Consider the following 21,815-nt stretch of genomic DNA (forward strand, 5'->3'; position numbering starts at 1 on the left):
TCTTTCAAGTCCAGCCCGAGGGCGCCGGCCGCGTTGGCGATTTGGTGCGAGCATGAAGAGCCCGGGCGGTGGCGTCAATAAAAAATGCTGCATACAGAATACAAAAGACTTGATGCAGCATTTTTGATGCCGTATGAAAGCTGCATACAGAATGCAGCGGAGGAGTTTCATCATGACCGAGAGCGCAAAAGACGCGCGCCCCGTTATCGCGCTCGCCATGGGCGATCCGGCCGGTATCAGCCCGGAGCTGACCGCCCGCATCATCGCGCTCGACGATGTCAAGGCCGCGGCCCATCTCGTGGTCATTGGCGATCGCCGTATTCTCGATGAGGGCGCCAAGGCGGCTGGCATCGATCTCGACCTGGAAACCGCAACGCTCGAGACCTTCGGTGCGGCGAGCGGCGAGCGCCATGTCTTCATCGATCTTGCTCATCTCGACCCGGCGGATGTGGTGCGCGGCGAGGCGACGCTTGCCGGCGGCACCTTTGCCACCGCCAATTTCCGCACAGCGTTGCAGCTTGCCGACCAGGGCAAGGCTGGTGCCGTCTGCTTCACGCCCTTCAACAAGAAGGCCATGCGCTACGCCTATCCGGGTTATGACGACGAGATCCGCTTCGTCGCCGACGTCATCGGCTTCACCGGAAAGGTCCGCGAATTCAACGTGCTGGAAAAGGTCTGGAATGCGCGTGTCACCTCGCACATTCCGCTGAAGGACGTGGCGGCGGCGCTTTCGCTCGAGGCGATCCTCGCCGAGATCGAGCTGACCAGCAATTGCTTGAAGAATGCGGGCTACGACAATCCGAAGATCGCGGTCGCCGGCCTCAATCCGCATGCGGGCGACGGCGGTTCCTTCGGCATGGAGGAGATCGACATCATCGAGCCCGCGGTCGCCGCGGCGAAGGCGCGGGGCTTCGATGTCGAGGGTCCGTTCCCGGCCGATACCGTCTTCCTGCGCGCCCTGAAAGACGGCTTCCAGGCGGTCATGACCATGTATCACGACCAGGGCCAGATCGCGATGAAGCTCATGGGCTTCGACAAGGGCGTCACCATGATGGGTGGCCTGCCGTTCCCGCTCTGCACGCCGGCCCACGGCACGGCCTACGATATCGCCGGAAGGGGCATTGCCGATGTCGGGGCGAGCCGCGAGGCGCTGCTTCTGGCCGCGCGCATGGCGAGAAAGGCCGCCGCGCTTTCGGCGGCCGCCTGATCGATCGAAATTTTGAGGTATACCGGCACGGAGGAGGTTCGTGCCGGGATCATCCCAACGGAGGAGCAAGATGAAAAAGTCCCTTACCATTGCCTGCATCGTCGCGGCTGCATCGGGGGTCGCGCTGCCGGCCTTTGCCTTTGAGCCGGAGCGCCCCGTCGAATTCGTCGTCACGGCCGGCCCCGGCGGCGGCACCGATATCTTCGCCCGCACCATCCAGTCGATCATCGCCAAGTACGAGCTGATGAAGGCGCCGGTGGTGGTGACGAACAAGGGCAGTGCCGGTGGTGCTGAAGGCTTCGTCTATGCCGCGACGGCAAAGGGCGACGCCCACAAGCTGACCTTCGGCACGAACAATGCCTATCTGCTGCCCGTGCGCGCCAAGGTGCCCTACACCGCAGCCGACCTGACGCCGGTCGCCGCGCTCGCTTCCGACGAATTCGTGCTCTGGGTCAACGGCAAGTCCGACATCAAGACGGCTGCCGACTTCGTCGAGAAAGCCAAGGCGGCGCCGGGCACGCTCAAGGTCGCCGGCAGCCAGTCCAAGGATGTCGACCAGATCCTCACCTCCATGATCAACGAGGCGACCGGTTCCGATATCGGCTACGTTCCCTTCAAGAGCGGCGGGGAGGCGGCCGTTCAGCTCGCCGGCGATCACGTCGCGGCGAATGTCAACAATCCGAGCGAGAATCTCGGCCAGTGGCAGGCCGGCATGGTCAAGCCGGTCTGCGTCTTCAAATCGGAAAAGCTGAAGAGCGATGCGAAGGTGGCCGGCGACCAGGGCTGGGCCGACATCCCGACCTGCAAGGACAGCGGCATCGCCATCGACAACTACGCCATGCCCCGCACCGTGTGGCTTGCCGCCGGCGTCGAGTCCGATGTCGTCAGCTTTTATGCGGATGTCCTGAAGAAGGTGTCCGAGACGCCGGAATGGCAGAAATATCTTGCCGACACCTCGCAGTCCGGCACCTATATGAGCGGCGCGGAGTTTGCGGACTTCATCAAGAAGGACGAGGCCACCGTCAGCGCCGTTCTGAAACGCGAAGGCTGGCTTGCGAACTGAACCTCCCAAGGTTCCGCGCGGATGCCGACACGGCATCCGCAACCCCTTTCGGAAAGGTCTGATCCATGCGTGAGAACAGCGCGAATGGGCTTTCCCGTTTCGCCATGGAAACGGGCGTCGCACTCCTGACAGGCGCCTTCGGCATCGCCGTCGCCTACGGCTCGATCGAGGCCGGCGCGGGCTGGACGGAGATGGGGCCGGATGCCGGCTATTTCCCCTTCTATATCGGTCTCCTGATCGTCTTCGGCAGCGCGATGAACCTTGCCTATGCTGTCGTCAAGCATCGCGGCAGCGGCGAGATCTTCGTCGACATGGCGCGCTTCAAGGTCGTGCTCGGCTTCCTGCTGCCGCTTGTTGCCTTCGCTGCGGTCGCCACCTTCCTCGGCCTCTATGTCGGCACGGCGCTCTACATCGCCGGCACGATGACCTTCCAGGGCAGATACAAGTGGTGGGCGAGCCTTGCCGCGGGCGTCGGCGTCGCCCTCTTCTTCTTCGTCATTTTCGAGATCGGCTTCAAGGTTCCGCTCCTGAAGGGTCCGGTCGAGGCCTTCTTCGGGATCTACTGATCCGCGCGAAGGCGCCGGTCTTCGGAGGAAAGACATGGAAAATATCGGTCTTCTCATGGATGGCTTCGGCCATATCCTGAGCTTCAACCACATCCTGCTCATGATGCTTGGCGTTACGCTCGGCATTCTGGTTGGCGTGCTGCCCGGCCTCGGCGCGCCGAACGGCGTGTCGCTGCTCCTGCCGCTCACCTTCTCGATGGATCCCATCTCGGCCATCATCCTGCTCTCGTGCATGTATTGGGGGGCGCTCTTCGGCGGTTCCACCACCTCCATCCTCTTCAACATTCCCGGCGAACCCTCCTCCGTCGCCACCACCTTCGACGGCTATCCGATGGCCAAGAAGGGCGAGGCAAGCCGCGCGCTGACGCTTGCCTTCGTTTCGGCCGGCCTCGGCGCGCTTGCCGGCGTCGTGATGATCACGCTGCTCTCCGGCTGGGTTGCCAATTTCGCGCTGCGCTTCTCATCGCCGGAATATTTCGCCGTCTATTTCCTCGCCTTTGCGAGCTTCATCTCGATGGGCGCCCAGTCGCCGTTCAAGACGCTCGTCTCCATGATGATCGGCTTCGCGCTCGCCTCCGTCGGCATGGATACGATTTCGGGCAACCTGCGCCTGACCTTCGACATTCCCGAACTCATCAAGGGCGTCTCGTTCCTGATCGCCGTCATGGGCCTCTTCGGCATCGGCGAGCTGCTGCTGACGACGGAGGAGGGGCTGCGCTTCGAGGGTATCAAGGCCCACGTCAAGCTCGGCGAGATCGGCCGCACGCTGGTCGAGATGCCGCGCTACTGGTTCACCATCGCCCGCTCCACGCTGATCGGCATCTGGATGGGCATCACGCCCGCCGGGCCGACGGCCGCCTCCTTCATGAGCTACGGCGTCGCCCGCCGTTCGGCCCGCGACAAGTCGCAGTTCGGCAAGGGGGATCCGCGTGGCATCGTGGCGCCGGAGACGGCCGACCATTCCGCCGGCACCTCCGCCCTCCTGCCGATGCTGGCGCTCGGCGTGCCGGGCTCGGCCACCGCGGCCGTCATGATGGGCGGCCTGATGATCTGGGGCCTCACGCCCGGCCCGACGCTCTTCACCGACCGGCCGGATTTCGTCTGGGGCCTGATCGCCTCCATGTATCTTGGCAACATCGTCGCCGTGGTGCTGGTGATCGCCACCGTGCCGCTCTATGCGTCGATCCTGCGTGTGCCCTTCGCCATCATCGGGCCGATCATCGTCGCGATCATCCTGTCCGGCGCCTACCAGGTCGGCAACGCCGTCAGCGACATGTGGCTGGTGCTTCTCTTCGGCCTCGTCGGCTATGTCTTCAAGAAGCTCGACTACCCGCTGGCCCCGCTGGTTCTTGCCATGGTGCTCGGCGACAAGGCAGAGGATGCCTTCCGGCAGTCCATGCTCCTGTCCGGCGGCCAGCTTTCGGTCTTCTGGTCGAACGGGCTGGTGACGACGCTGATGCTGATCGGCCTTGCGCTGCTCTTCTCGCCGCTCGTCTTCTGGCTCCTCGGCGTCTCGCGCCGGCGGCGGTTCGGCGTTCCCAAATCCCCGCAGGGCGGCAGCCCGACGGTCTGATCCGCCGGTGCCCCACCCATCCCCCATCAGGAGTTTGCCATGACCGTTCCTGCGCCCGCATGGACCCGTGAAACCTGGCCGATCGCGGCCGCGATGATCCAGTATCCGAACCTCCTGGCGGACGGCCGCTCGGTGCAGGACCAGTCCGTCGAGGAATGGGCCGAAACGCTCGATGACGTCGTCGATGCCGGCTTCACCGAGCTCGACCCGACAGACAGCTGGCTGCGCCTTGCCGACCTTTCGCCGGGACGGCTCGACACGTTCATGACGCTGGTGGGTTCACTCGGCCTGACGATCCCGGCAATTTCCACCTCCCGCCACAGCGTCATCGATCCGGTCCACGGCGATGCCCATCTCGCCTATGGCCACCGTGTCATCGACACGGCAAAGGCGATCGGCGCGTCCGCCGTCTCCTTCGGCCTCTTCGAGCCGCTGACGGCTGAGCAGAAGAAGGCGCTCTGGTTCTGGACGGTCGACGGCCCGCGCAATCCCGATGATCCGGCCGTCTGGCAGAAGGCCGTCGAGCGCATCCGCGCACTCGGCCGCCATGCCGAGGAACTCGGCATCGAGGTGGCGCTGGAAATGTACGAGGACACCTATCTCGGAACCGCCGAGAGCAGCGTGCGCTTCGTCGAGACGGTCGGCCTGTCGAATGTCGGCATCAACGCGGATCTCGGCAACCTCATCCGCCTGCACCGCCCCGTCGAGCACTGGCAGGAGATGATGGCGAAGGTCGCGCCCTTCGCGAAGTACTGGCACGTCAAGAACTATACGCGCACGGAGGATCCGGGAACGGGGGCGATCATCACCCACCCCGCACCGCTGGAGAGCGGCATCATCAACTACCGCGCTGCCATCCGCATGGCGCTTGCGCACGGTTTCCGCAGCGCCTTCCTCTGCGAGCACTACGGCGGCGATGGCCTTTCGGTCTCGGCTGCCAACCGCGACTACCTGCGGCGCATCCTGCCGCGCCGCTGACAAGACGATCCAGCAAGACGAGGACGATCACCATGACCACCATCTTCGATGCACCGGAGGATTTCGCGGCCACCGCACTCGCCGGTTTTGCCGATCTCTACAGCCGTCATGTGCGTCTCGTGCGCGGTGGCGTGGTACGTGCGACGCAGGTACCGCAGGGCAAGGTTTCGGTCGTTGTTGGCGGCGGCTCGGGGCACTATCCGGCCTTTGCCGGCTATGTCGGCCCGGGTTTGGCGGACGCGGCGGTTGCCGGCGACGTCTTTGCCTCGCCCTCGACGGCGGCGGTCGCGCGCGTCTGCCGGCAGGCCCATCACGGTGGCGGCATCCTGCTCGGCTTCGGCAACTATGCCGGCGACGTGCTGAACTTCGGCGTTGCTGCCGAACGCCTCAGGGCCGAGGGCATCGACGTGCGCATCGTTCCCGTCACCGATGATGTGGCGAGCGCGCCGTCCGAGGCGCATGAAAAGCGCCGTGGCATTGCGGGCGATCTCGCCGTGTTCAAGGTCGCGGGCGCGGCGGCGGACGCCGGACTTTCCCTCGACGAGGTGGAGCGCATCACGCGCCATGCCAATGATCGAACCGTCTCCTTCGGCGTCGCTTTCGGTGGTTGTACCTTGCCCGGCGCGGGCGGTCCGCTTTTCACCGTGCCGAAGGGCCGCATGGCGCTCGGCCTCGGCATTCACGGCGAGCCCGGCATCCGCGAAGAGGCCATCGTGCCGGCCGGGGATATCGCGGCGTTGCTCGTCGAAAGGCTTCTTGCCGAACGCCCGCAGGGCGTTACGCGCGTCGCCACGGTGCTGAACGGTCTCGGCGCCACGAAATACGAGGAGCTCTTCGTCCTCTGGACCCGGATTTCCAAGCTGTTGAAGGAGGCGGGGCTGGAGATCGTGGCGCCCGAGACGGGTGAATACGTTACCAGTCTCGACATGCAGGGATGTTCGCTGACGCTGATGTGGCTGGACGCGGAGTTGGAAACCTACTGGACTGCGGCCTGCGATGCACCGGTCCTCCGGCGCGGCAACGGTATTCGCACGGAGCCCGCCACCGACGCTATCGTCAATGACGATGCCGTGCCGACTTTCGGCCCGTCCTCGGCCGCTTCGCGCGAGGATGCGGCCTGTGTCGCAAGGCTTCTCGGCCTCGCCGCGAAAGGCTTGAAGGATGCGGAAGAGGAGTTGGGTCGCATCGATGCGCAGGCCGGTGACGGCGACCACGGGCAAGGCATGCGCCGCGGCTCCGCTGCCGCCGAGGACGCCGCCGGACAGGCGCTTGCTGCCGGTGCGGGTGCTGCGAGCACACTTGCTGTTGCCGGTGACGCCTGGGCGGACCGGGCGGGCGGCACGTCGGGCGCTATCTGGGGCCTTTTGCTTCGCGCCTGGAGCAATGCGCTTTCCGACGATGCTGCTCTCGACGATGCTGGCGTGGTCAAAGGGGCGCGCCTTGCGCTTGATGCCGTGACGCGGCTTGGCCGTGCTCGTGTCGGCGACAAGACCCTCGTCGATGCCCTGGTGCCTTTCGTCGAGACGCTGGAAGCGTCGTTTGCTGCCGGAAAGTCGCTGAAAACCGCCTGGATCGACGCGGCATCTGCGGCGACGGCAGCGGCCGGCGCCACCGCCGCGCTGACGCCCAAACTCGGTCGTGCTCGTCCGCTCGCTGAACGCAGCATCGGTCATCCGGATGCCGGCGCGGTCTCGCTGGCACTGGTCGCACGGATCATCGGCGAGGCTATCTGACCGGCTGGCAGAGCCACTCCGGAGGCGGGCGCGGTGATTGCGCCTGCGCCCTTTCGGATTCGCTTGCTGTCGATGGCGTCAGGCCCTCAAGGCGGCCGCTGGGCTGAGGCGGAGCGCGCAGAGTGCCGGCACGATCGAGACCAGCACGGCGACGACCATGAACCAGATTGCCAGTGAAAGATCCGCCCTGGCGAATTCCACGGGCATGTGGACGGCTGTTGCGGCGGCGAGGGTGGCGGAAACGGCCTGCGCGGCGCCGTAGCCGATGGTGATGCCGAGGGCACAACCGGCGAGGAGCAGCAGGAACAGTTCCCCCCAGACGATCGCGAAGACCGCTCGTCGTGGCGCGCCGAAGGCCCTCAGCGCGCCGATCTGCCGCCGGCGGGCGCCGACATGCATGATCGTGACGAGCAGGATGGCGGCGACAACGATGGCCTGCGTTCCGATGGCGATCGCAAGCAGCAGGCTGCGCGCATCGCCCAGCGTCGCATAGAGGCGGGTCAATACCTCGGCGGGGAACACGGCGAGCGTCGTCTCGCTGCGATATTCCTGGCGCAGGCGATAGGCATCGCCCATGGTCTTCGGCTTGACGAGGACGGCTGGAATAGCGGGCGTCCCGGCGCCAAACTCCTCGTCAAGCGCCGCGTCGGCCTCGACGTGGATTTCGTGGTCGTGATCCTCTGCAGCAGAACCTTCCGCTTCCTCGCCGGTGTGGCCGTGGTCGTTCTCTCTGCCCATGCCATGCAGCTGCCAGACGGCTTGGATCGGCACGAGGATCGCGCGGTCCCAGGCAGTGCCGGTCGGCGCCATGCGGCCCCGTATCTTGTAGGCGATCTCGACATGGGTATGGCCGCCGGTATCGGCGGCCCCATGCATCGGCTTGATCTCTGCGCCGAGTCGCATCGGTACGTCGGCGCCGACCACCGCCTCGCCAAGGCGGGTGAAGACCGAGCCCTCTGCAAGTGTCGGCGACAGGGCGGCAACCAGCGCCGTCGTCGTACCGACGACCGGCCGGCCATCCGCGGAATCGCCGAAGCCGACGGGGGCGGCAAAGGAGACGCGCGGATCACGCCCGAGTTTCTCCAGCACGGCGCCAGACATCAGCGGCAAGGGGGATGGCTGGAGAAAGACGGCCGACAAGGCGAGCTGCGTCTCGCTGCCGGCGGCGCCGACGACGAGGTCGAACTTTTCCGCCGCCCGCGCGCTGCCCAGCCGCACGGCCCGTTCCTGGAGGGTGACGGCAACGCTGAGGGCGATGGAAAGGGCGACCAGCACGATGACGGCGAACGTGCCGCCCTTGAACCGGCGAAGGTCCGCGAGGATGAAGCCGATCATGCCGCTTCCGCCTTGCCGGCAGCTTCGAGGATGCGGCCACCGTCAAGGACGATGTGCTGGCCGATGCGCTCCACCAGGGCCGGGTCATGGGTCACGACGAGCAGCGTGGCGCCTTCTGAGCGGGCGAGCTGGACGATGAGGTCGGCCACCTCGCCGCCGGTGCGCCGGTCGAGGCTGGCCGTCGGCTCGTCGGCCACGATGACGCCGGGCTTCGACAGCAGTGCTCGTGCCACTGCCACGCGCTGCATCTCGCCGCGCGACAGCGTTTCGATAGGTTGACCCGGGCGGGCGATGCCGGTCATTTCGAGGAGATGAAGGGCCCGCTCGCGATCGGTTGGCTTCAGGCGCCGGGCAAGCCGTATCGGCAGCACGACATTCTCGTAGGCTGAAAGGCCGGGAAAAAGGTGGAAATCCTGCATCACGAGGCCGATATTGGCAGCGCGGAAGGCATCACGCCGACCCGTGGACAGGCGGCTGATCTCCATCTCTCCCCAGCGGACACAGCCCTTCGTCGCGGGCTCCAGCCCGGTGACAACATTGACCAGCGTGCTCTTGCCCGACCCTGAAGCGCCGGTGATCGCGAGCCCGTCGCCGGCGGGAAGGTGCAGCTTTTCGATGGCGAGTACCGGCGTAGCCAGGCCGGGAAAGCGCATCTCCAGGTCGGCAATATCGAGCGCGAGCATCGTCAGACCGTATCGAATGCGGCACCGCGCAGGCGCAGCTGGCTGACGAAGCCGGTTTCGGGATCGACCCACGACCCGTATTCCAGCACACCCTGTGCCTCGATCGGCGCATTGTACTGCACGAAGGTCTGCCGCTCGGCGAGATAGACGACGAGGATATTGTCCGGCCAGTCGGCATCGGAGGAGCAGAAGGGGCAGAGCGACATTGGAATTTCGGTAAGCACGAAGAAGTTCGCCTCGGCCTTCAGCGGCGGCGCCATGAAGCCCTTCACGGCCACCTGCTGCCCGGAGAGCCGTTTGACCTTGTCCGAGAATTCGAGACCGAGGACGCCGAAACGCTTGTAGAGCTCGCCAAAGCCAAGTGTTTCGCTGGCCATGGCGATGCGGGGGAGGGCAAGCATGGGCAAGGCCGCGAGCGTCAAGAGCAGGCCCCGCCTTTCGAACGACACAGGGTCTGTCTTCGTCATGACCAGGCTTCCTTCTTTCATCTGTGAGGTTGTGGACAGGCGGCGCGGGCCGCCTGTCCACAAGACGCCGCTCAATCCTTCGGCACGCCGAGGGCAAAGGCGTCGGCCAGCACGCGATAGACGTCGCTCTGTTCCATGTAGCCGCGGAACCCTTCGGAGCCCGGACCGGCGGCCTGCAGCACGACGTCATCGACCGCATGCACGCCCGTGTCGTCTTCCTTCGGGATGTTGCCCGGGACGAAGACCGCGCCGGGCACGTCCTTGTAGGCTTCGTTGGCGACATATTCTTTCGCCTCGTTCTGCACGGCCGGGACGAAGGGGCCGTCGAGCTTCGGGCGGAAGGTCTCGTAGTGATCCGGCCCGTTGTTGGCGGCCAGGAACAGGCGGCGCGAGACGTCGATGCGATCAGGATAGCCGTCGCCGTCCTTGTCCTCGTAGTTCGGGAAGCCGGCGCTGTCATAGGTGCCGACCTTTTCGCGCATCTCTTCGCCGGGCTTCTCCTCGTCGACCGTGCCGATGATGGCGACGCCATGCGTGTGGTCACCGGTCACGATGATCAGCGTGTCCGGGTTCTTCTCGGCGAACTCGCGGGCGATACCCACGGCCTTGTCGAACTCGATCGTTTCGACGAGAGCGCGATCCCAGTCGAGCGGATGGCTCATCTTGTCGACGGAGGCGGCTTCCACCATCAGGAAGAAGCCCTCGGGATTCTTCGAGAGCTTGTCGAGTGCGGTCTTGGTCATGTCGACAAGGCCGGGCTGGTTCGGGAACTTGTCGACCGTGCCCTTCTTGAGGAATTCGCGATCGAGCGTCACGTCCAGATTGCCCGTGTGGAACAGGCCAAGCAGGCGCTCCTGGTTCGAACCGGCGGCCGCGGCAAGCTCGGCCTTGTCAGTTGCGATTGCATAATCGGCATTACGGAACTCAGCGATGTAGTCCTTGTCGTCCTTGCGCTTGGAGCCCGGCACGTCCTTCGAGAGGAAATAGGCCGAGCCGCCGCCGAGCAGCACGTCCGGCTTGACGTCGAGCATCATGCCGACGATATCGGCCTTGTCGGCCCGCTTGCGGGTATGGGCGACGAGTGCAGCGGGTGTCGCGTCCTCGACCTCCGAAGTGGTGACGATGCCGATGGATTTCTTGGTGTTCCGACGCAGGGCCTCGGCAATGGTCTCGACCTTCGGATCGTCGAGGCTGGTCGGCGTGCGGTCGGCGTAGACGCCGAGCGCGTTGACGCGCGACTTGTGGCCGGTCATGTAGGCCGACATGGTGTTGGCGCTGTCGGTGGCGATCGAATGGGTGGAAGACGTGCCGATGAAGGCGACGGGCGGGATGTCGTCCATTGCCAGGCGGCCGTTCGCCTTGCCCTCGGTCATGCCCTTGGACATGATGCGTGCACCGGTCCGGTGCGCGACGGAGAGGCCGTCGGCGATCAGGAAGATGATGTTCTTCGCCTTCGGCTGGGCGACAGTCTCATAGACATCCCAGTTGACCGACTGCGTTTCGCCGCCGGCGGAAACCTCGACCTTGTACGCGCCGGCCGTGCCGATTGCGAGATCGCGCAGGATGAGCGCCGACCCCAGCACCTTGTCCTCGGCGCCCTTCTCTTCCGCGACGAATTCGGCGGCCTTACCAAAAATCTCCGCATAATCCTTGCCGTTGACCGTGACCTTGACGTCCTCCGGCTTCACCACGGCATCGAATTCGACCTTGAAATCGAACGGCGAGCCGATGAGGATCGTCGCCCGGTCGATGGGATAGACGGTTGCAGCGTTTGCGGCGCCGGCCAGGAACGTTGCCGATGCCAGGGCGAGGATGAGTTTGCGCATGGGAGAACCTCTCTTGAGCGGTGCGTTGCCTCCCAGCGCATAGAAAGCGAGCATGACAGGCGTATTACACCGCGGTGACCATGCTGTGACCAAAGTGCCTGCATCGGGCTTTCAGCCAATCGACGGATGGAAGACGGGCCGATAGCCGGCACCAAGCGCCAGGACCGTCGATGGCGGGGTCAGGAGGGCGTCCGCCTTGCCGAGGTGTTGCGGCGGCGCGTAGCCTTCGACCGTCCAGCGATGGGCAAGACCGCCACGAAGCGTGTAGGCGTGCCCGGCTGCCGCAAGGACGACCCCATCGGGAAGCTTTGCCAGCGGCCCGGTGATCGGATGCAGGCGCTTGCGCCGGCGGTCCAGGCGCTCACCGTGCAGGACCGCGTCCATCGTGCCCGCGGAGGGCAGCGTCTCGCCTTTCGCGGTTGCCCAGCATGCCTGGAAGTGCAATGCGGATCCCCGCCGGCAGAAAAAGCAGGGCCGATGGCCGGCGGCAAGTGCGACCGCCTCGTCGAGGAAGAACAGTTCGGTCCAGCTCCGTCCCCCCATGACCGGCCGCCGGCGATCCTGAAAATCACAGAGGCAGATGAGCCAGGCCTTCGACGTCCAGCGCTTCGAAAGCAGTGTCTTCGTCGCCGGATCGTGAAGGATGCCCCGATTGCCGGTAAAGAGGCCCCGCTGCGGCAGCGCGACGATTTCGCCAAAGGGCGTGACGCGGTTTTGAAGAGGCATGGCGCTCCATCTCGCTCGAATGACGGTGCCCTACCCTATCCTCAAGCGCAATGCCGCGTCTCCCTTCCTCTCGCCGAGGGCGAATCTGGTGTGGGCGAAGTATCGTCCGGTGAAGTGGCCGTCTTCGAGTGCCCGCATCGGCGGGTTTAGGATGGACCAGGAAGACGGGAGTTCCGCCGGGTTCACAACAGGTCGAGATAAGTCGCAAGCTCCCGGGCCGCCGCCGCGCCTGCGCGGTTGGCGCCGATGGTCGAGGCGGAGGGGCCATAGCCGACGAGATGGATGCGCGGGTCCTTCTCCACCTGCGTGGCGAGGCGCCCGGTCATGACGATCCCGCCGTTCTCCCCGCGCAGCTGCAGGGGCGCGAGATGGTCGAGTGCACTGCGAAAGCCGGTTGCCCAGAGGATGACATCGGCCTTCTGCTCCGTGCCATCCGGCCAGCGCACCCCCTGCGCGGTGATCTCGCTGAACATGGGCAGGCGTTCCAGAGCGCCCCGCGCGGCGGCGGCCCGCAGCGCGGGTGTCCAGGGAATGCCGGTGACGGAGACGACGGAGCCCGGGACCAGGCCGTTGCGCACCTTGTCCTCGACGATGGCGACGGCTGCGCGGCCGTCTTCCGGCGTGAACGGCGTCTCGCGAAACTGCGGTTCACGGCGCGTGACCCAGCTTGTCGTCGTGACCTTGGAGATTTCGTCGAGATGCTGGAGTGCGGAAATGCCGCTGCCGACGATGATGACATGCTGGCCCGCGAATTCCTCGGCTGTGTGGTAGTCACGCGAATGAAGCTGTCTGCCCTGGAACAGCGCGGCACCGGGATAGTCGGGGATTTGCGGGTTCTCCCAGGTTCCGGTGGCGTTGATGAGGCCACGCGCGGAGAAGGCCTCGTGATCCGTCTCCACCCGCAGCCTTTCGAAACGGTCGCAGACCACCTTGACCGTGACCGGGCGGTAGATGGGCAACCGGAAGCGTTCTTCGTAGGCGGCGAAATAGTTGGGCACTGCGACGGACGCCTTGGCCTCGGTCTCCCCCGCCGGCACCACTTCGGTAAAGCCCATGCCCGGCAGGTCGTGCACGCGGTTGACGGTGCTCAGCGTTAGCGAGGGCCAGCGGTGTTGCCAGGCGCCGCCCGGCTTCTCGTTCCTGTCGAGCACGATGAAGTTGCGGCCCGGTTTGAGGCCGAGCTGCAGCAAGTGGTAGGCCGAGGACAATCCGGCCTGGCCAGCGCCGATCACAACGATGTCGATCTTGATGGCGGCGCGCAGGCTCGCCTCGTTTGCTGGTGTTGTGGATGGCGATGGCAAATCGATCCCCGTTGCTTCGGCTACTCGCACCCTTCGGTATCCCATTGCTGCCCTGGAGGAAACCGGGCGCAGCCAGGACAGTCAAGCCGCCCGCGCGTGGTGCTGCCCAGACCTTGCCGCATATTGCGTGCGATGAGCCTGTCGATGCCCTCAGTCGTCGGCCCCGGCGCCCTGCCAGGTCCCGACCAGCATGCGCCGGAAATGCTCGGCGGCGGGCGAGAGTGTGGCGGAGCGGCGGCGCACGATGCCGATGGTTCGGGAAATTCGTGGAGCACCCAGTGGCCGCGTGACGATGATGGGATGGTCGGGGCCCGGGGTTGCCGTGCGCGGCAGGACCGAGATGCCGAGGCCCGCCTCCACCAGGCCGAGGGATGTCGACAAATGCGTCACCTCGTAGGACCAGCGCAGTTCGATATTGGCCCTTGCCAGCGCCGCGTCCAGCATGGTGCGGTTGCCGCTGGAGCGGTGCACGGTGATCAGCCTGTAGGGGGCAAGGTCGGTCCAGGCGACCTCATGCCTTTTCGCCAGCGGATGGTCGCGCCGCGCCGCCAGCACGAACGGGTCCTCTGCAATCCGGTCGAACAGGAGGTCGGGATCCGAGGTTCCCATGAAGTTGATGCCGAATTCCACCTCCCCGCGCGAAACGGCCTGCAGCCCCTCGGTCGCCGTGAGGTCGAGGATGCGGAAGCGGATATCGGGATATTCCTGATTGAACTGCTTGATCACGGTCGGCAGGAAATAGAATGCCGCCGTCGGCAGGCAGGCGATCGTCACCAGTTCGCTGCGCCTTAGCCCCCGGTCGCGGGCGGCGAAGAGTGACCCATCGAACTCCTCCAGCATACGCTGCACAAGCGGCATCAGTTCGAGGCCGAGCGCCGTCGGGGAAACGTGCCGGGTGGTGCGCTCGAGAAGCGGTGCGCCGATGGAGGCTTCCAGCTTCTGGATGCGGCGGCTGAGCGCCGGCTGTGACAGGTTGAGCGCTTCTGCCGCCCGGTGGAAACTCTCCAGCTCCACCACAGCGAGGAAAGCCCGAAGGTCGAGGATTTCGCAATTAATGCGCATTGTGCATCACTGATCCAAAAGTTTGCACTTAACTTAATAATCCATGTGGCGCATACCCCTCAAGGGAGAAAGAAGGGATGATGTCTGCCCGGGGCGATCATGGGCTTGGCGTTTCCGACTTTCATGTGTACCTTTGTATACATTTGAACGCATTGCCATTGTGGGAGGAAAAAACATGGCTGATTTTACGCGTCGTCAACTGCTTGCCGCCGGCTCGGCCGCCGCGGCTGTGGGGCTTATGGGAGTGCGCCCCGCCTTTTCGCAGGCATCGGTCGATTTTGCCGGCAAGACGGTTGAATGGTGGATGCCGTTCTCCGAAGGCGGCGGCTCGGATGTGTGGGCCCGCTTCTTCGCACCGTACCTGTCGAAATATCTACCGGGCAACCCCAATGTCGTCGTGCGCAACGTGCCGGGCGGTGGCTCGATTACCGGCTCGAACGAGTTCGTCGCCCGCGCGCGGCCGGACGGGCTTGCCATTCTCGGCACCTCAGGCTCCACGCAGTTCCCTTTCCTGCTCGGCGATCCGCGCGTGCGCTACGATTATGCCAAGCTGATCCCTGTGCTCGTTTCGCCGACCGGCGGCGTCTGTTATCTGCCCGCCAAGTTCGAGGTGAAGTCGCCGGCCGACCTTGGAAAGATCAAGGATCAGGAGCTGGTCTATGGCAGCCAGGGTGCCACCTCTCTCGACCTCGTGCCGATGCTCGCCTACCGTCTGCTCGGCCTCAACGTCCGCCATGTCTTCGGCATGCAGGGGCGCGGCGACGGGCGGCTCGCCTTCGAGCGCGGCGAGGCGACGATCGACTACCAGACCTCCTCGGCCTATCTGACCAACGTCACCCCGCTCGTCGAGGCCGGCACGGCAGTGCCGATGTTCTCCTGGGGCGTTCTCGATGCAGACGGCAATGTCGCGCGCGATCCGACCTTCCCCGACCTGCCGCATTTCGTCGAAGCCTACGAGATGATGCACGGCAAGAAGCCGTCGGGCGTGGAGTACGACGCCTATCTCGCCTTCTTCGGCTCCGGTTTTGCGGCGCAGAAGCCGTGCATGCTGCCGGAAGGCACGTCGGACGATATCGTTGCGACCTACCGCAAGGCCTTTGCCGATGCGGTGGCCGACCCTGAATTGCAGAAGGCCAAGGCTGAGGTTCTCGGCGACTACAAGCAGGCCGTCGGCGGCGATATCGAAAAGCTCTATGCCGTGGCGACGTCGATCCAGCCTGAAGCGCGCGACTGGGTGCGCAACTTCCTGACGACGGAATACCAGGTCAAGCTCTGACCGGAAGCGATCCCGCCGCTGAAAGGGCGGCGGGCACGCCCGCCCGAAGCCATCGGGCTTGAACAGCCATCTGCCGACACTGACGAGGCCGGAGCACCCGCGCCGTCTCGCACCTGTTGCTATCGAAAGGACAGCCACAGTGATCGATGTCTTCGTCACTTCGCTCCACAACCTGCTGACCCTCCACCATCTCGGTTACATGATGATCGGTGTCGCGGTGGGCCTCATCGTCGGCATCCTGCCGGCCCTCGGCGGCATTGCCGGCATGTCGCTGCTGTTGCCCTTCGTCTACGGCATGGAGCCGACCGCGGCGATCGCCATGATGGTCGGCCTGCTGGCGGTCATTCCGACCTCGGATACCTTTTCCTGCATCCTCATGGGCATTCCCGGCTCGTCCGCCTCGCAGGCGACCGTGCTGGACGGCTTCCCGCTTGCCCGCAAGGGCGAAGCGGCCCGCGCACTCAGCGCCTCCTTTTCAGCCTCGATGATCGGCGGCCTCTTCGGCGCGCTCTGTCTCACCGGCATCGTCATCGTCGCCCGGCCGCTCATCCTGAGCTTCACGTCGGCGGAGCTCTTCATGCTGGCGATCTTCGGCCTCTCCATGGTGGGCGTGCTCTCGGGCAGCAGCCTGGCGAAGGGCATCGCCGCCTGTACGCTCGGCCTTGCCTTCGGTGCGATCGGCACGGCACCCGCCAATGGCGGCGAGCGCATGACCTTCGGCTCGCTCTACCTGATGAGCGGCCTCGAGATCACCATCATCGGCCTCGGTATCTTCGCCCTGCCGGAGGTGCTTGACCTGCTGCGCGGTAACTCGAGCATTTCGAGTACCGGCAAGCTCGGCCGCGGCTGGCTGGACGGCGTGCGCGACACCTGGCGGGAGAAGTGGCTGACGCTGCGTTGTTCGACGATCGGCGCCTGCGTGGGTCTGATGCCCGGCCTCGGCGGCAGCGTTTCCGACTGGATCTCCTACGGTCACACCGTGCAGAGCGCCAAGGACAAGTCGCAGTTCGGCAAGGGCGATATCCGCGGCGTGATCGGCCCGGAAGCGGCCAACAACTCCTGCGCCGGCGGCAACCTCATTCCGACCCTGCTCTTCGGCATCCCTGGCTCCGGCTCGATGGCGATCTTCCTCGCGGCGATGATCCTGATCGGGCTTCAGCCCGGCCCCGGCATGGCCGACCCGAACCGTGACCTCAACCTCACCTATACGGTCGTCTGGACGCTGGCGCTCGCCAATGTCATCGGCACGGCGGCCTGCATCGCCCTGTCGCCGAGCATTGCGCGGCTGACGACCATCCGCTTCGTGCTCTTCGCGCCCTTCATGATCCTCATCATCGTGTTCGGCGCCTTCCAGTCGACCCGGTCGTTCGAGGACATCGTGGCGCTGCTGATCGTTGCGCTGACGGGCATTTTCCTGAAGCGCTTCGGCTGGCCCCGCCCCGCCTTCCTCATCGGCTTCGTGCTCGCCGGCCAGGTCGAGACCTACTTCTACCAGGCGGTGCAATTCTACGGATACGGCTTCCCGCTGCGCCCGATCGCCATCGTCATCGCGCTCGTCACCGTTGCCTCGCTCTGGTTCACCAGCCGCTCGCGCATGCGCCAGAAGGAGGAAACCGTGCCCGGTGGCATCACCACCGATATCGATTTCGAGCGCGAGGAGGACGAGACGGCGGCCGCCAGGAACCTCTGGCCTCAGGTCATCTTCAGCGCCATCGCTGTCGCCTTCTTCGTCTTTACCATCGTCGAAGGGGCGGAGAACTCGTTCCTCGACGCGGTGTTCCCGATCACCGTCGGCACGGTCGGCCTGTTGACCGCCGCCACCGTATTGTTCTGGCAGGTCCGGGGTGCCACGGGACGCGGTACGGCCGGTACCATGAACTTCGATCTCGATGACGGCGCGACCAGCGGCAGCCTCTGGCGCTTCGTCGGCTGGCTGGTTGGCTTCGTCGCGGCCATCGGCCTCGTCGGCTTCACGCTGGCGCTGATCGGCTTCTTCGTCGCCTTCCTGAGGATCGTCGGAAAGTCGAGCTGGCTGCAGACGCTGGTGCTGACTGGCGCTGCCGTCGGCCTCGTGCTGCTGCTGACCTCGATCCTGCACATGAACCTGCCGGGCGGTCTCCTGCAGAACCAGTTCTACGACCAGCTGGTCTGGCCGCTGCGCTGACCCTCATCCCCGGCGGCAACGCCGGGGCTTCGCACGCCGATTTGCAAGGTGTGCAATTGCGTCCAATTGTCTACATCAATCAGCGAGGGCATCATGCCAGCACAACATCCCATCCCCTGCATTCTCATGCGCGGCGGAACGTCGAAGGGACCCTACTTCAAGATGCAGGATATTCCGCAGGATCCCGATATCCGCGCACGTGTGCTGCTGGCGGCGATGGGCTCGCCGGATATCCGCCAGATCGATGGCCTCGGCGGCGCCGACACGCTGACGAGCAAGGTCGCGATGGTCGGTCCGTCGAGCCGCGAAGGTGTCGATGTCGACTATCTCTTCGCCCAGGTCTCCGTCGACAAGGCGATCGTCGATACCTCGCCCTCCTGCGGCAACATGCTGTCCGGCGTCGGCCCCTTCGCCATTGAGACGGGTATGGTGCCGGTCAGTGGGGAGAGAACCAGCGTCGTCATCTACGACATCAACACCCAGAGCCGCATCGAGGCGATCGTCGAGACGCCCGATGGAGCCGTCAACTATGAGGGCGACGCCCGCATTGACGGCGTGCCCGGCACCGCTGCAGAGATCCGGCTCAATTTCATGGATATCGTCGGCTCGAAGACCGGCGCCTTGCTGCCGACCGGCAAGCCGATCGAGGGGATCGACGGGGTCAACGCGACACTTATCGACGTGGCAGTGCCGATGATGATCGTGCGGGCGGCCGATGTCGGCAAGACCGGTTATGAGAGCGCCGCCGAACTCGATGCCGACAAGGCGTTTTTTGCACGCATGGAGGCGATGCGCATGGAGGCGGGCCGCCGGATGGGCCTTGGCGACGTCACCGGCAAGGTGGTGCCGAAAATGGCCATGCTGGCCGCCCCGCGAGATGGCGGCAACGTCGCCGCGCGCTATTTCGTGCCGCACAAGACCCATGCGGCCTTCGCGGTGACGGGCGGCCTCTGCGTCTCCTCCTGCGTGCTGGTGCCGGGCACCGTGGCGGATGGCCTTGCGGAACGGCCGGAGGGGGACGATTGTACCGTGATCATAGAGCATCCGACGGGTATCATCGACGTTGCGATGACGAGCAAGCCGGATGGCAATGCTGTGGAGATCATCAGTGGCGGCGTGGTGCGCACCGCGCGCAAGCTGATGCAGGGCAACATCTTCGTGCCGGCGGCGGCCCTGCTGTCGGCGCCTCCTGCGGCTTGAGCCACCGGTATCGCAGGGTAACCCCGCTTTCTGTTTCTGGAGTTTATGGAATCATGAAACTGCTTGTTCTCCCGGGCGATGGTATCGGCCCGGAAATCGTTGGCGCTACCGTCGCGGTGCTGGATGCCGTCGACCGGCGCTTTGCCTTCGGTTTCCGCTACACGACGCGTGACATCGGCTTTGCGTCACTGGAGAAAGCCGGCACGACGCTGCCTGCGGATCTGCTCGATCGGGCCCGCGGGATGGATGGAACTCTGCTCGGCCCGATCTCGCATCTCGACTATCCGCCGCGCGACAAGGGCGGCATCAACGTCTCGGCGGCTTTCCGCACCCAGCTCGATCTCTTCGCCAACATCCGCCCGGCCCGCACCCGCAAGGGCGTCTTCCACCGGGGCACGGATATGGACCTCGTCATCATGCGCGAGGCGACGGAGGGCATGTATCCGGATCGGAACATGTTTGCCGGGACCGGCGAATACATGCCGACGGAGGATGTGGCGATCTCCATGCGCAAGGTGACGGCAAGGGCGATCGAACGCATTGCCAGGGCCTCCTTCGAGCTCGCGCGCCGGCGCCGGCGGAAAGTGACCGCGGTGCACAAGGCCAATGCCTTCGTGCTGACCGACGGGCTCTTCCTGAAGGAGGTGCGCAAGGTCGCCGCCGGCTATCCCGACGTGGAGCTCGAGGAGGTGTTGATCGACGCGATGGCGGCGCTGCTCGTGCGCGATGCGAGCCGCTACGACGTTATCTGCACCACCAACTTCTATGGCGACACGTTGTCCGATCTCGCTTCCGAACTGTCAGGCAGCCTCGGTCTTGCCGGTTCGCTGAATGCCGGTGCCGACCATGCCGCCGCGCAGGCACAGCACGGTTCCGCCCCCGACATTGCCGGGCAGGACAAGGCGAACCCGACATCGATGATCCTGTCGGCCGCGATGCTGCTGCGCTGGCACGGCGAGCGCACCGGCGATGCGCGCTATGGCGAAGCTGCGACCCTCATCGAAGGCACCATCGACCGGGTGCTTTCCGATGCTGCCACCCGCACCCGAGATCTTGGCGGACCACTCGGCACGGCGCAGTTCACCGAGACGGTCGTTGCGGCCCTTGGCTGAGCCGGCAAAGAAAACGGCACCGGGGTGTGAACCCCGGTGCCGCTGCAACATGATCGTTTCGCCGGCTCCGCTCAGTTGGCGGAATGGACCGGTCCGTCCGCCACCAGCACGCCATCGGCATCCGCATAGAGATAGGCCCCCGTGCGGAATTCGACATTGCCGAAGACGAGCGGCACGTCGCGGGCGCCATGGCCGGTCTTGCCGCTCTTCTTCGGCGCCTGGCCGAGCGCCATCACGCAGAAATCCATCGTGTCGATATCGGCGCTGTCGCGGATCGCGCCGTTGATCAGCAGGCCCCGCCAGCCGTTCGCCTGGCCAAGGGCGGCGATCTGGTCGCCCACCAGCGCGCAGCGCAGCGAGCCGGCGCCATCGACGACGAGCACTTTACCCGTGCCGTTTTCCTCAAGTGTGGCGCGCAGCAGGCGGTTGTCCTCGAAGGTCTTCAGTGTGACGATCTCGCCATGGAATCCCTTGCGCCGACCGTAGGATTTCCACTGCTTCTCGCAGAAGCGCACCTCGGCATCGTGGCTGTCGACCAGATCCGCCGTCTTGATGATGTCTGTCACGGTCTTCCCTCCGTTTTCGGTGCGGCGAGCACCCGCACGGGCGCACCGTCGCGCCAGGCCCTGATATTGTCCACCGTGTCGCGGTAGAAGGCGGCATAGGCGCCTTCGGTGACATAGCCGAGATGCGGCGTCAGCACGGTATTCGGCAGGGTGCGCAGCGGGTGATCGGCCGGCAGCGGCTCGATGTCGAAGACGTCGAGCCCGGCCTTGATGCGGCCCTGCCGCAGTGCTTCGATCAGCGCCGCCTCGTCAACCAGCGGGCCGCGCGCGGTGTTGATCAGCCATGCGCCCCGTTTCATCAGGCCGAGTTCAGCAGCGGAGACGGTGTGCCGGCTGCGTTCGCCAAGGGTGAGATGCAGCGAGACCACGTCAGCCTCGCGAAACAGGGTCTCCTTGTCGACGCGGCGGGTGCCGGCCTCGGCGGCGCGTTCGTCCGTCAGGTTCTGGCTCCAGGCGATCACCTCCATGCCGAAGGCTTTGGCGATCGGCACCATGCGGCCACCGAGTTTGCCGAGTCCGACGAGCCCCAGCGTCTTGCCGCCGAGTACGGTTCCCACCGTGCGCTGCCAGCCGCCAGCGCGGATGCGGGCGTCCTCTTCGGGGATCGACCGGGCGAGCGAGAGAATCAGCCCCCAGGCGATTTCCGGTGTCGCATGGGCGGATTCGCCGGCATGGGTGTGGCAGACGGTGATGCCGCGGGCGACGGCGGCCTCCATGTCGATGGTGCGCACGCGCGCACCGGTGACGACGATCAGCTTTAGGGCCGGCAGCCGCTCGATCAGCCCGGAGGAAAGTGGCATGCGCTCGCGCATGAGGCAGAGCACGTCGAATCCGGCGAGCGATGCTGCGGCCTCATCCTCGCTCGCAAGGTTGCGGTCGAAACGGACGATCTCGCAGTCGTCGCCGAGCAAGGTCCAGTCCGCAAAGGAAAGTGCCACATCCTGATAGTCGTCGAGGATCGCGATCCGCAGCATGGT

General features: G+C 65.3%; 19 protein-coding genes. 10 read left to right on the plus strand and 9 right to left on the minus strand.

All coding sequences use genetic code 11. The features are described 5' to 3' along the window. The first annotated feature begins 172 nt into the window (after positions 1-172). The 6 genes from EXZ48_RS19820 (at position 173) to EXZ48_RS19845 (ending at position 7,120) form a co-directional block, all read left to right on the plus strand. The gene (locus EXZ48_RS19820; protein ID WP_050745623.1) at positions 173-1,207 is read left to right on the plus strand and encodes a 4-hydroxythreonine-4-phosphate dehydrogenase PdxA; all 1,035 of its coding nucleotides are present in this window, start codon (positions 173-175) and stop codon (positions 1,205-1,207) included. Between the two features lie 70 nt (positions 1,208-1,277). Beyond that, a complete protein-coding gene (locus tag EXZ48_RS19825) occupies positions 1,278-2,270 on the plus strand; it encodes a tripartite tricarboxylate transporter substrate binding protein (protein ID WP_023515995.1) in 993 nt (330 codons plus the stop codon). Positions 2,271-2,335: 65 nt separating this feature from the next. Further along, on the plus strand, positions 2,336-2,836 hold the full coding sequence (locus tag EXZ48_RS19830) for a tripartite tricarboxylate transporter TctB family protein (RefSeq protein WP_050745622.1): 501 nt from the start codon (positions 2,336-2,338) through the stop codon (positions 2,834-2,836). Between the two features lie 34 nt (positions 2,837-2,870). Then, complete coding sequence (locus tag EXZ48_RS19835) at positions 2,871-4,409, plus strand: tripartite tricarboxylate transporter permease (protein WP_130517757.1); 1,539 nt, start codon at positions 2,871-2,873, stop codon at positions 4,407-4,409. Positions 4,410-4,448: 39 nt separating this feature from the next. Then, positions 4,449-5,387 (plus strand): sugar phosphate isomerase/epimerase, encoded by a 939-nt coding sequence (locus tag EXZ48_RS19840; protein ID WP_130517759.1) that lies wholly within the window; start codon positions 4,449-4,451, stop codon positions 5,385-5,387. A 32-nt stretch (positions 5,388-5,419) separates the two neighbouring features. Next, entirely contained in the window at positions 5,420-7,120 is a 1,701-nt protein-coding gene (locus EXZ48_RS19845; protein ID WP_130517760.1) for a dihydroxyacetone kinase family protein, read from the plus strand. 78 nt (positions 7,121-7,198) lie between these two features. Here EXZ48_RS19845 and EXZ48_RS19850 read toward each other — a convergent pair whose 3' ends face one another. From EXZ48_RS19850 to EXZ48_RS19880, 7 genes are all read right to left on the minus strand, one after another. Next, the gene (locus EXZ48_RS19850; protein ID WP_130517762.1) at positions 7,199-8,455 is read right to left on the minus strand and encodes an FtsX-like permease family protein; all 1,257 of its coding nucleotides are present in this window, start codon (positions 8,453-8,455) and stop codon (positions 7,199-7,201) included. After that, positions 8,452-9,138 carry an ABC transporter ATP-binding protein gene (locus tag EXZ48_RS19855; protein ID WP_130517764.1) on the minus strand — a complete coding sequence of 229 codons (687 nt, stop codon included), beginning with the start codon at positions 9,136-9,138 and terminating at the stop codon, positions 8,452-8,454. The genes EXZ48_RS19850 and EXZ48_RS19855 overlap by 4 nt, the downstream gene beginning before the upstream one ends. Before the next feature lie 2 nt (positions 9,139-9,140). After that, positions 9,141-9,605, minus strand: coding sequence for a hypothetical protein (locus EXZ48_RS19860; protein ID WP_130517766.1), 465 nt, complete (start codon positions 9,603-9,605; stop codon positions 9,141-9,143). 71 nt (positions 9,606-9,676) lie between these two features. Beyond that, positions 9,677-11,431 carry an alkaline phosphatase gene (locus EXZ48_RS19865; protein ID WP_130517768.1) on the minus strand — a complete coding sequence of 585 codons (1,755 nt, stop codon included), beginning with the start codon at positions 11,429-11,431 and terminating at the stop codon, positions 9,677-9,679. 111 nt (positions 11,432-11,542) lie between these two features. Then, complete coding sequence (locus EXZ48_RS19870; protein ID WP_130517770.1) at positions 11,543-12,157, minus strand: hypothetical protein; 615 nt, start codon at positions 12,155-12,157, stop codon at positions 11,543-11,545. Between the two features lie 182 nt (positions 12,158-12,339). Next, complete coding sequence (locus EXZ48_RS19875; protein ID WP_245462224.1) at positions 12,340-13,458, minus strand: NAD(P)-binding domain-containing protein; 1,119 nt, start codon at positions 13,456-13,458, stop codon at positions 12,340-12,342. Between the two features lie 150 nt (positions 13,459-13,608). Then, on the minus strand, positions 13,609-14,520 hold the full coding sequence (locus EXZ48_RS19880) for a LysR family transcriptional regulator (RefSeq protein WP_023516247.1): 912 nt from the start codon (positions 14,518-14,520) through the stop codon (positions 13,609-13,611). Positions 14,521-14,695: 175 nt separating this feature from the next. Between EXZ48_RS19880 and EXZ48_RS19885 the strand changes: the two genes are divergently transcribed. The 4 genes from EXZ48_RS19885 (at position 14,696) to EXZ48_RS19900 (ending at position 20,272) form a co-directional block, all read left to right on the plus strand. After that, complete coding sequence (locus EXZ48_RS19885) at positions 14,696-15,796, plus strand: tripartite tricarboxylate transporter substrate binding protein (protein WP_130517774.1); 1,101 nt, start codon at positions 14,696-14,698, stop codon at positions 15,794-15,796. 139 nt (positions 15,797-15,935) lie between these two features. Further along, the gene (locus EXZ48_RS19890) at positions 15,936-17,960 is read left to right on the plus strand and encodes a tripartite tricarboxylate transporter permease (protein ID WP_130517775.1); all 2,025 of its coding nucleotides are present in this window, start codon (positions 15,936-15,938) and stop codon (positions 17,958-17,960) included. A 93-nt stretch (positions 17,961-18,053) separates the two neighbouring features. After that, positions 18,054-19,160, plus strand: coding sequence for a 4-oxalomesaconate tautomerase (locus EXZ48_RS19895; RefSeq protein ID WP_023515256.1), 1,107 nt, complete (start codon positions 18,054-18,056; stop codon positions 19,158-19,160). 53 nt (positions 19,161-19,213) lie between these two features. Then, a complete protein-coding gene (locus EXZ48_RS19900) occupies positions 19,214-20,272 on the plus strand; it encodes an isocitrate/isopropylmalate dehydrogenase family protein (RefSeq protein ID WP_130517778.1) in 1,059 nt (352 codons plus the stop codon). Positions 20,273-20,343: 71 nt separating this feature from the next. Here the strand turns inward: EXZ48_RS19900 and rraA are convergent, their stop codons facing one another. Both rraA and EXZ48_RS19910 read right to left on the minus strand, forming a co-directional pair. Further along, positions 20,344-20,838 carry a ribonuclease E activity regulator RraA gene (rraA, locus tag EXZ48_RS19905; protein ID WP_130517781.1) on the minus strand — a complete coding sequence of 165 codons (495 nt, stop codon included), beginning with the start codon at positions 20,836-20,838 and terminating at the stop codon, positions 20,344-20,346. After that, the gene (locus EXZ48_RS19910; RefSeq protein WP_130517783.1) at positions 20,835-21,812 is read right to left on the minus strand and encodes a D-2-hydroxyacid dehydrogenase family protein; all 978 of its coding nucleotides are present in this window, start codon (positions 21,810-21,812) and stop codon (positions 20,835-20,837) included. Before EXZ48_RS19910 ends, rraA begins: the two co-directional genes overlap by 4 nt. Positions 21,813-21,815 lie beyond the last annotated feature (3 nt).

Source organism: Shinella sp. JR1-6 (genome assembly GCF_004284735.1).
GTDB lineage: Bacteria > Pseudomonadota > Alphaproteobacteria > Rhizobiales > Rhizobiaceae > Shinella.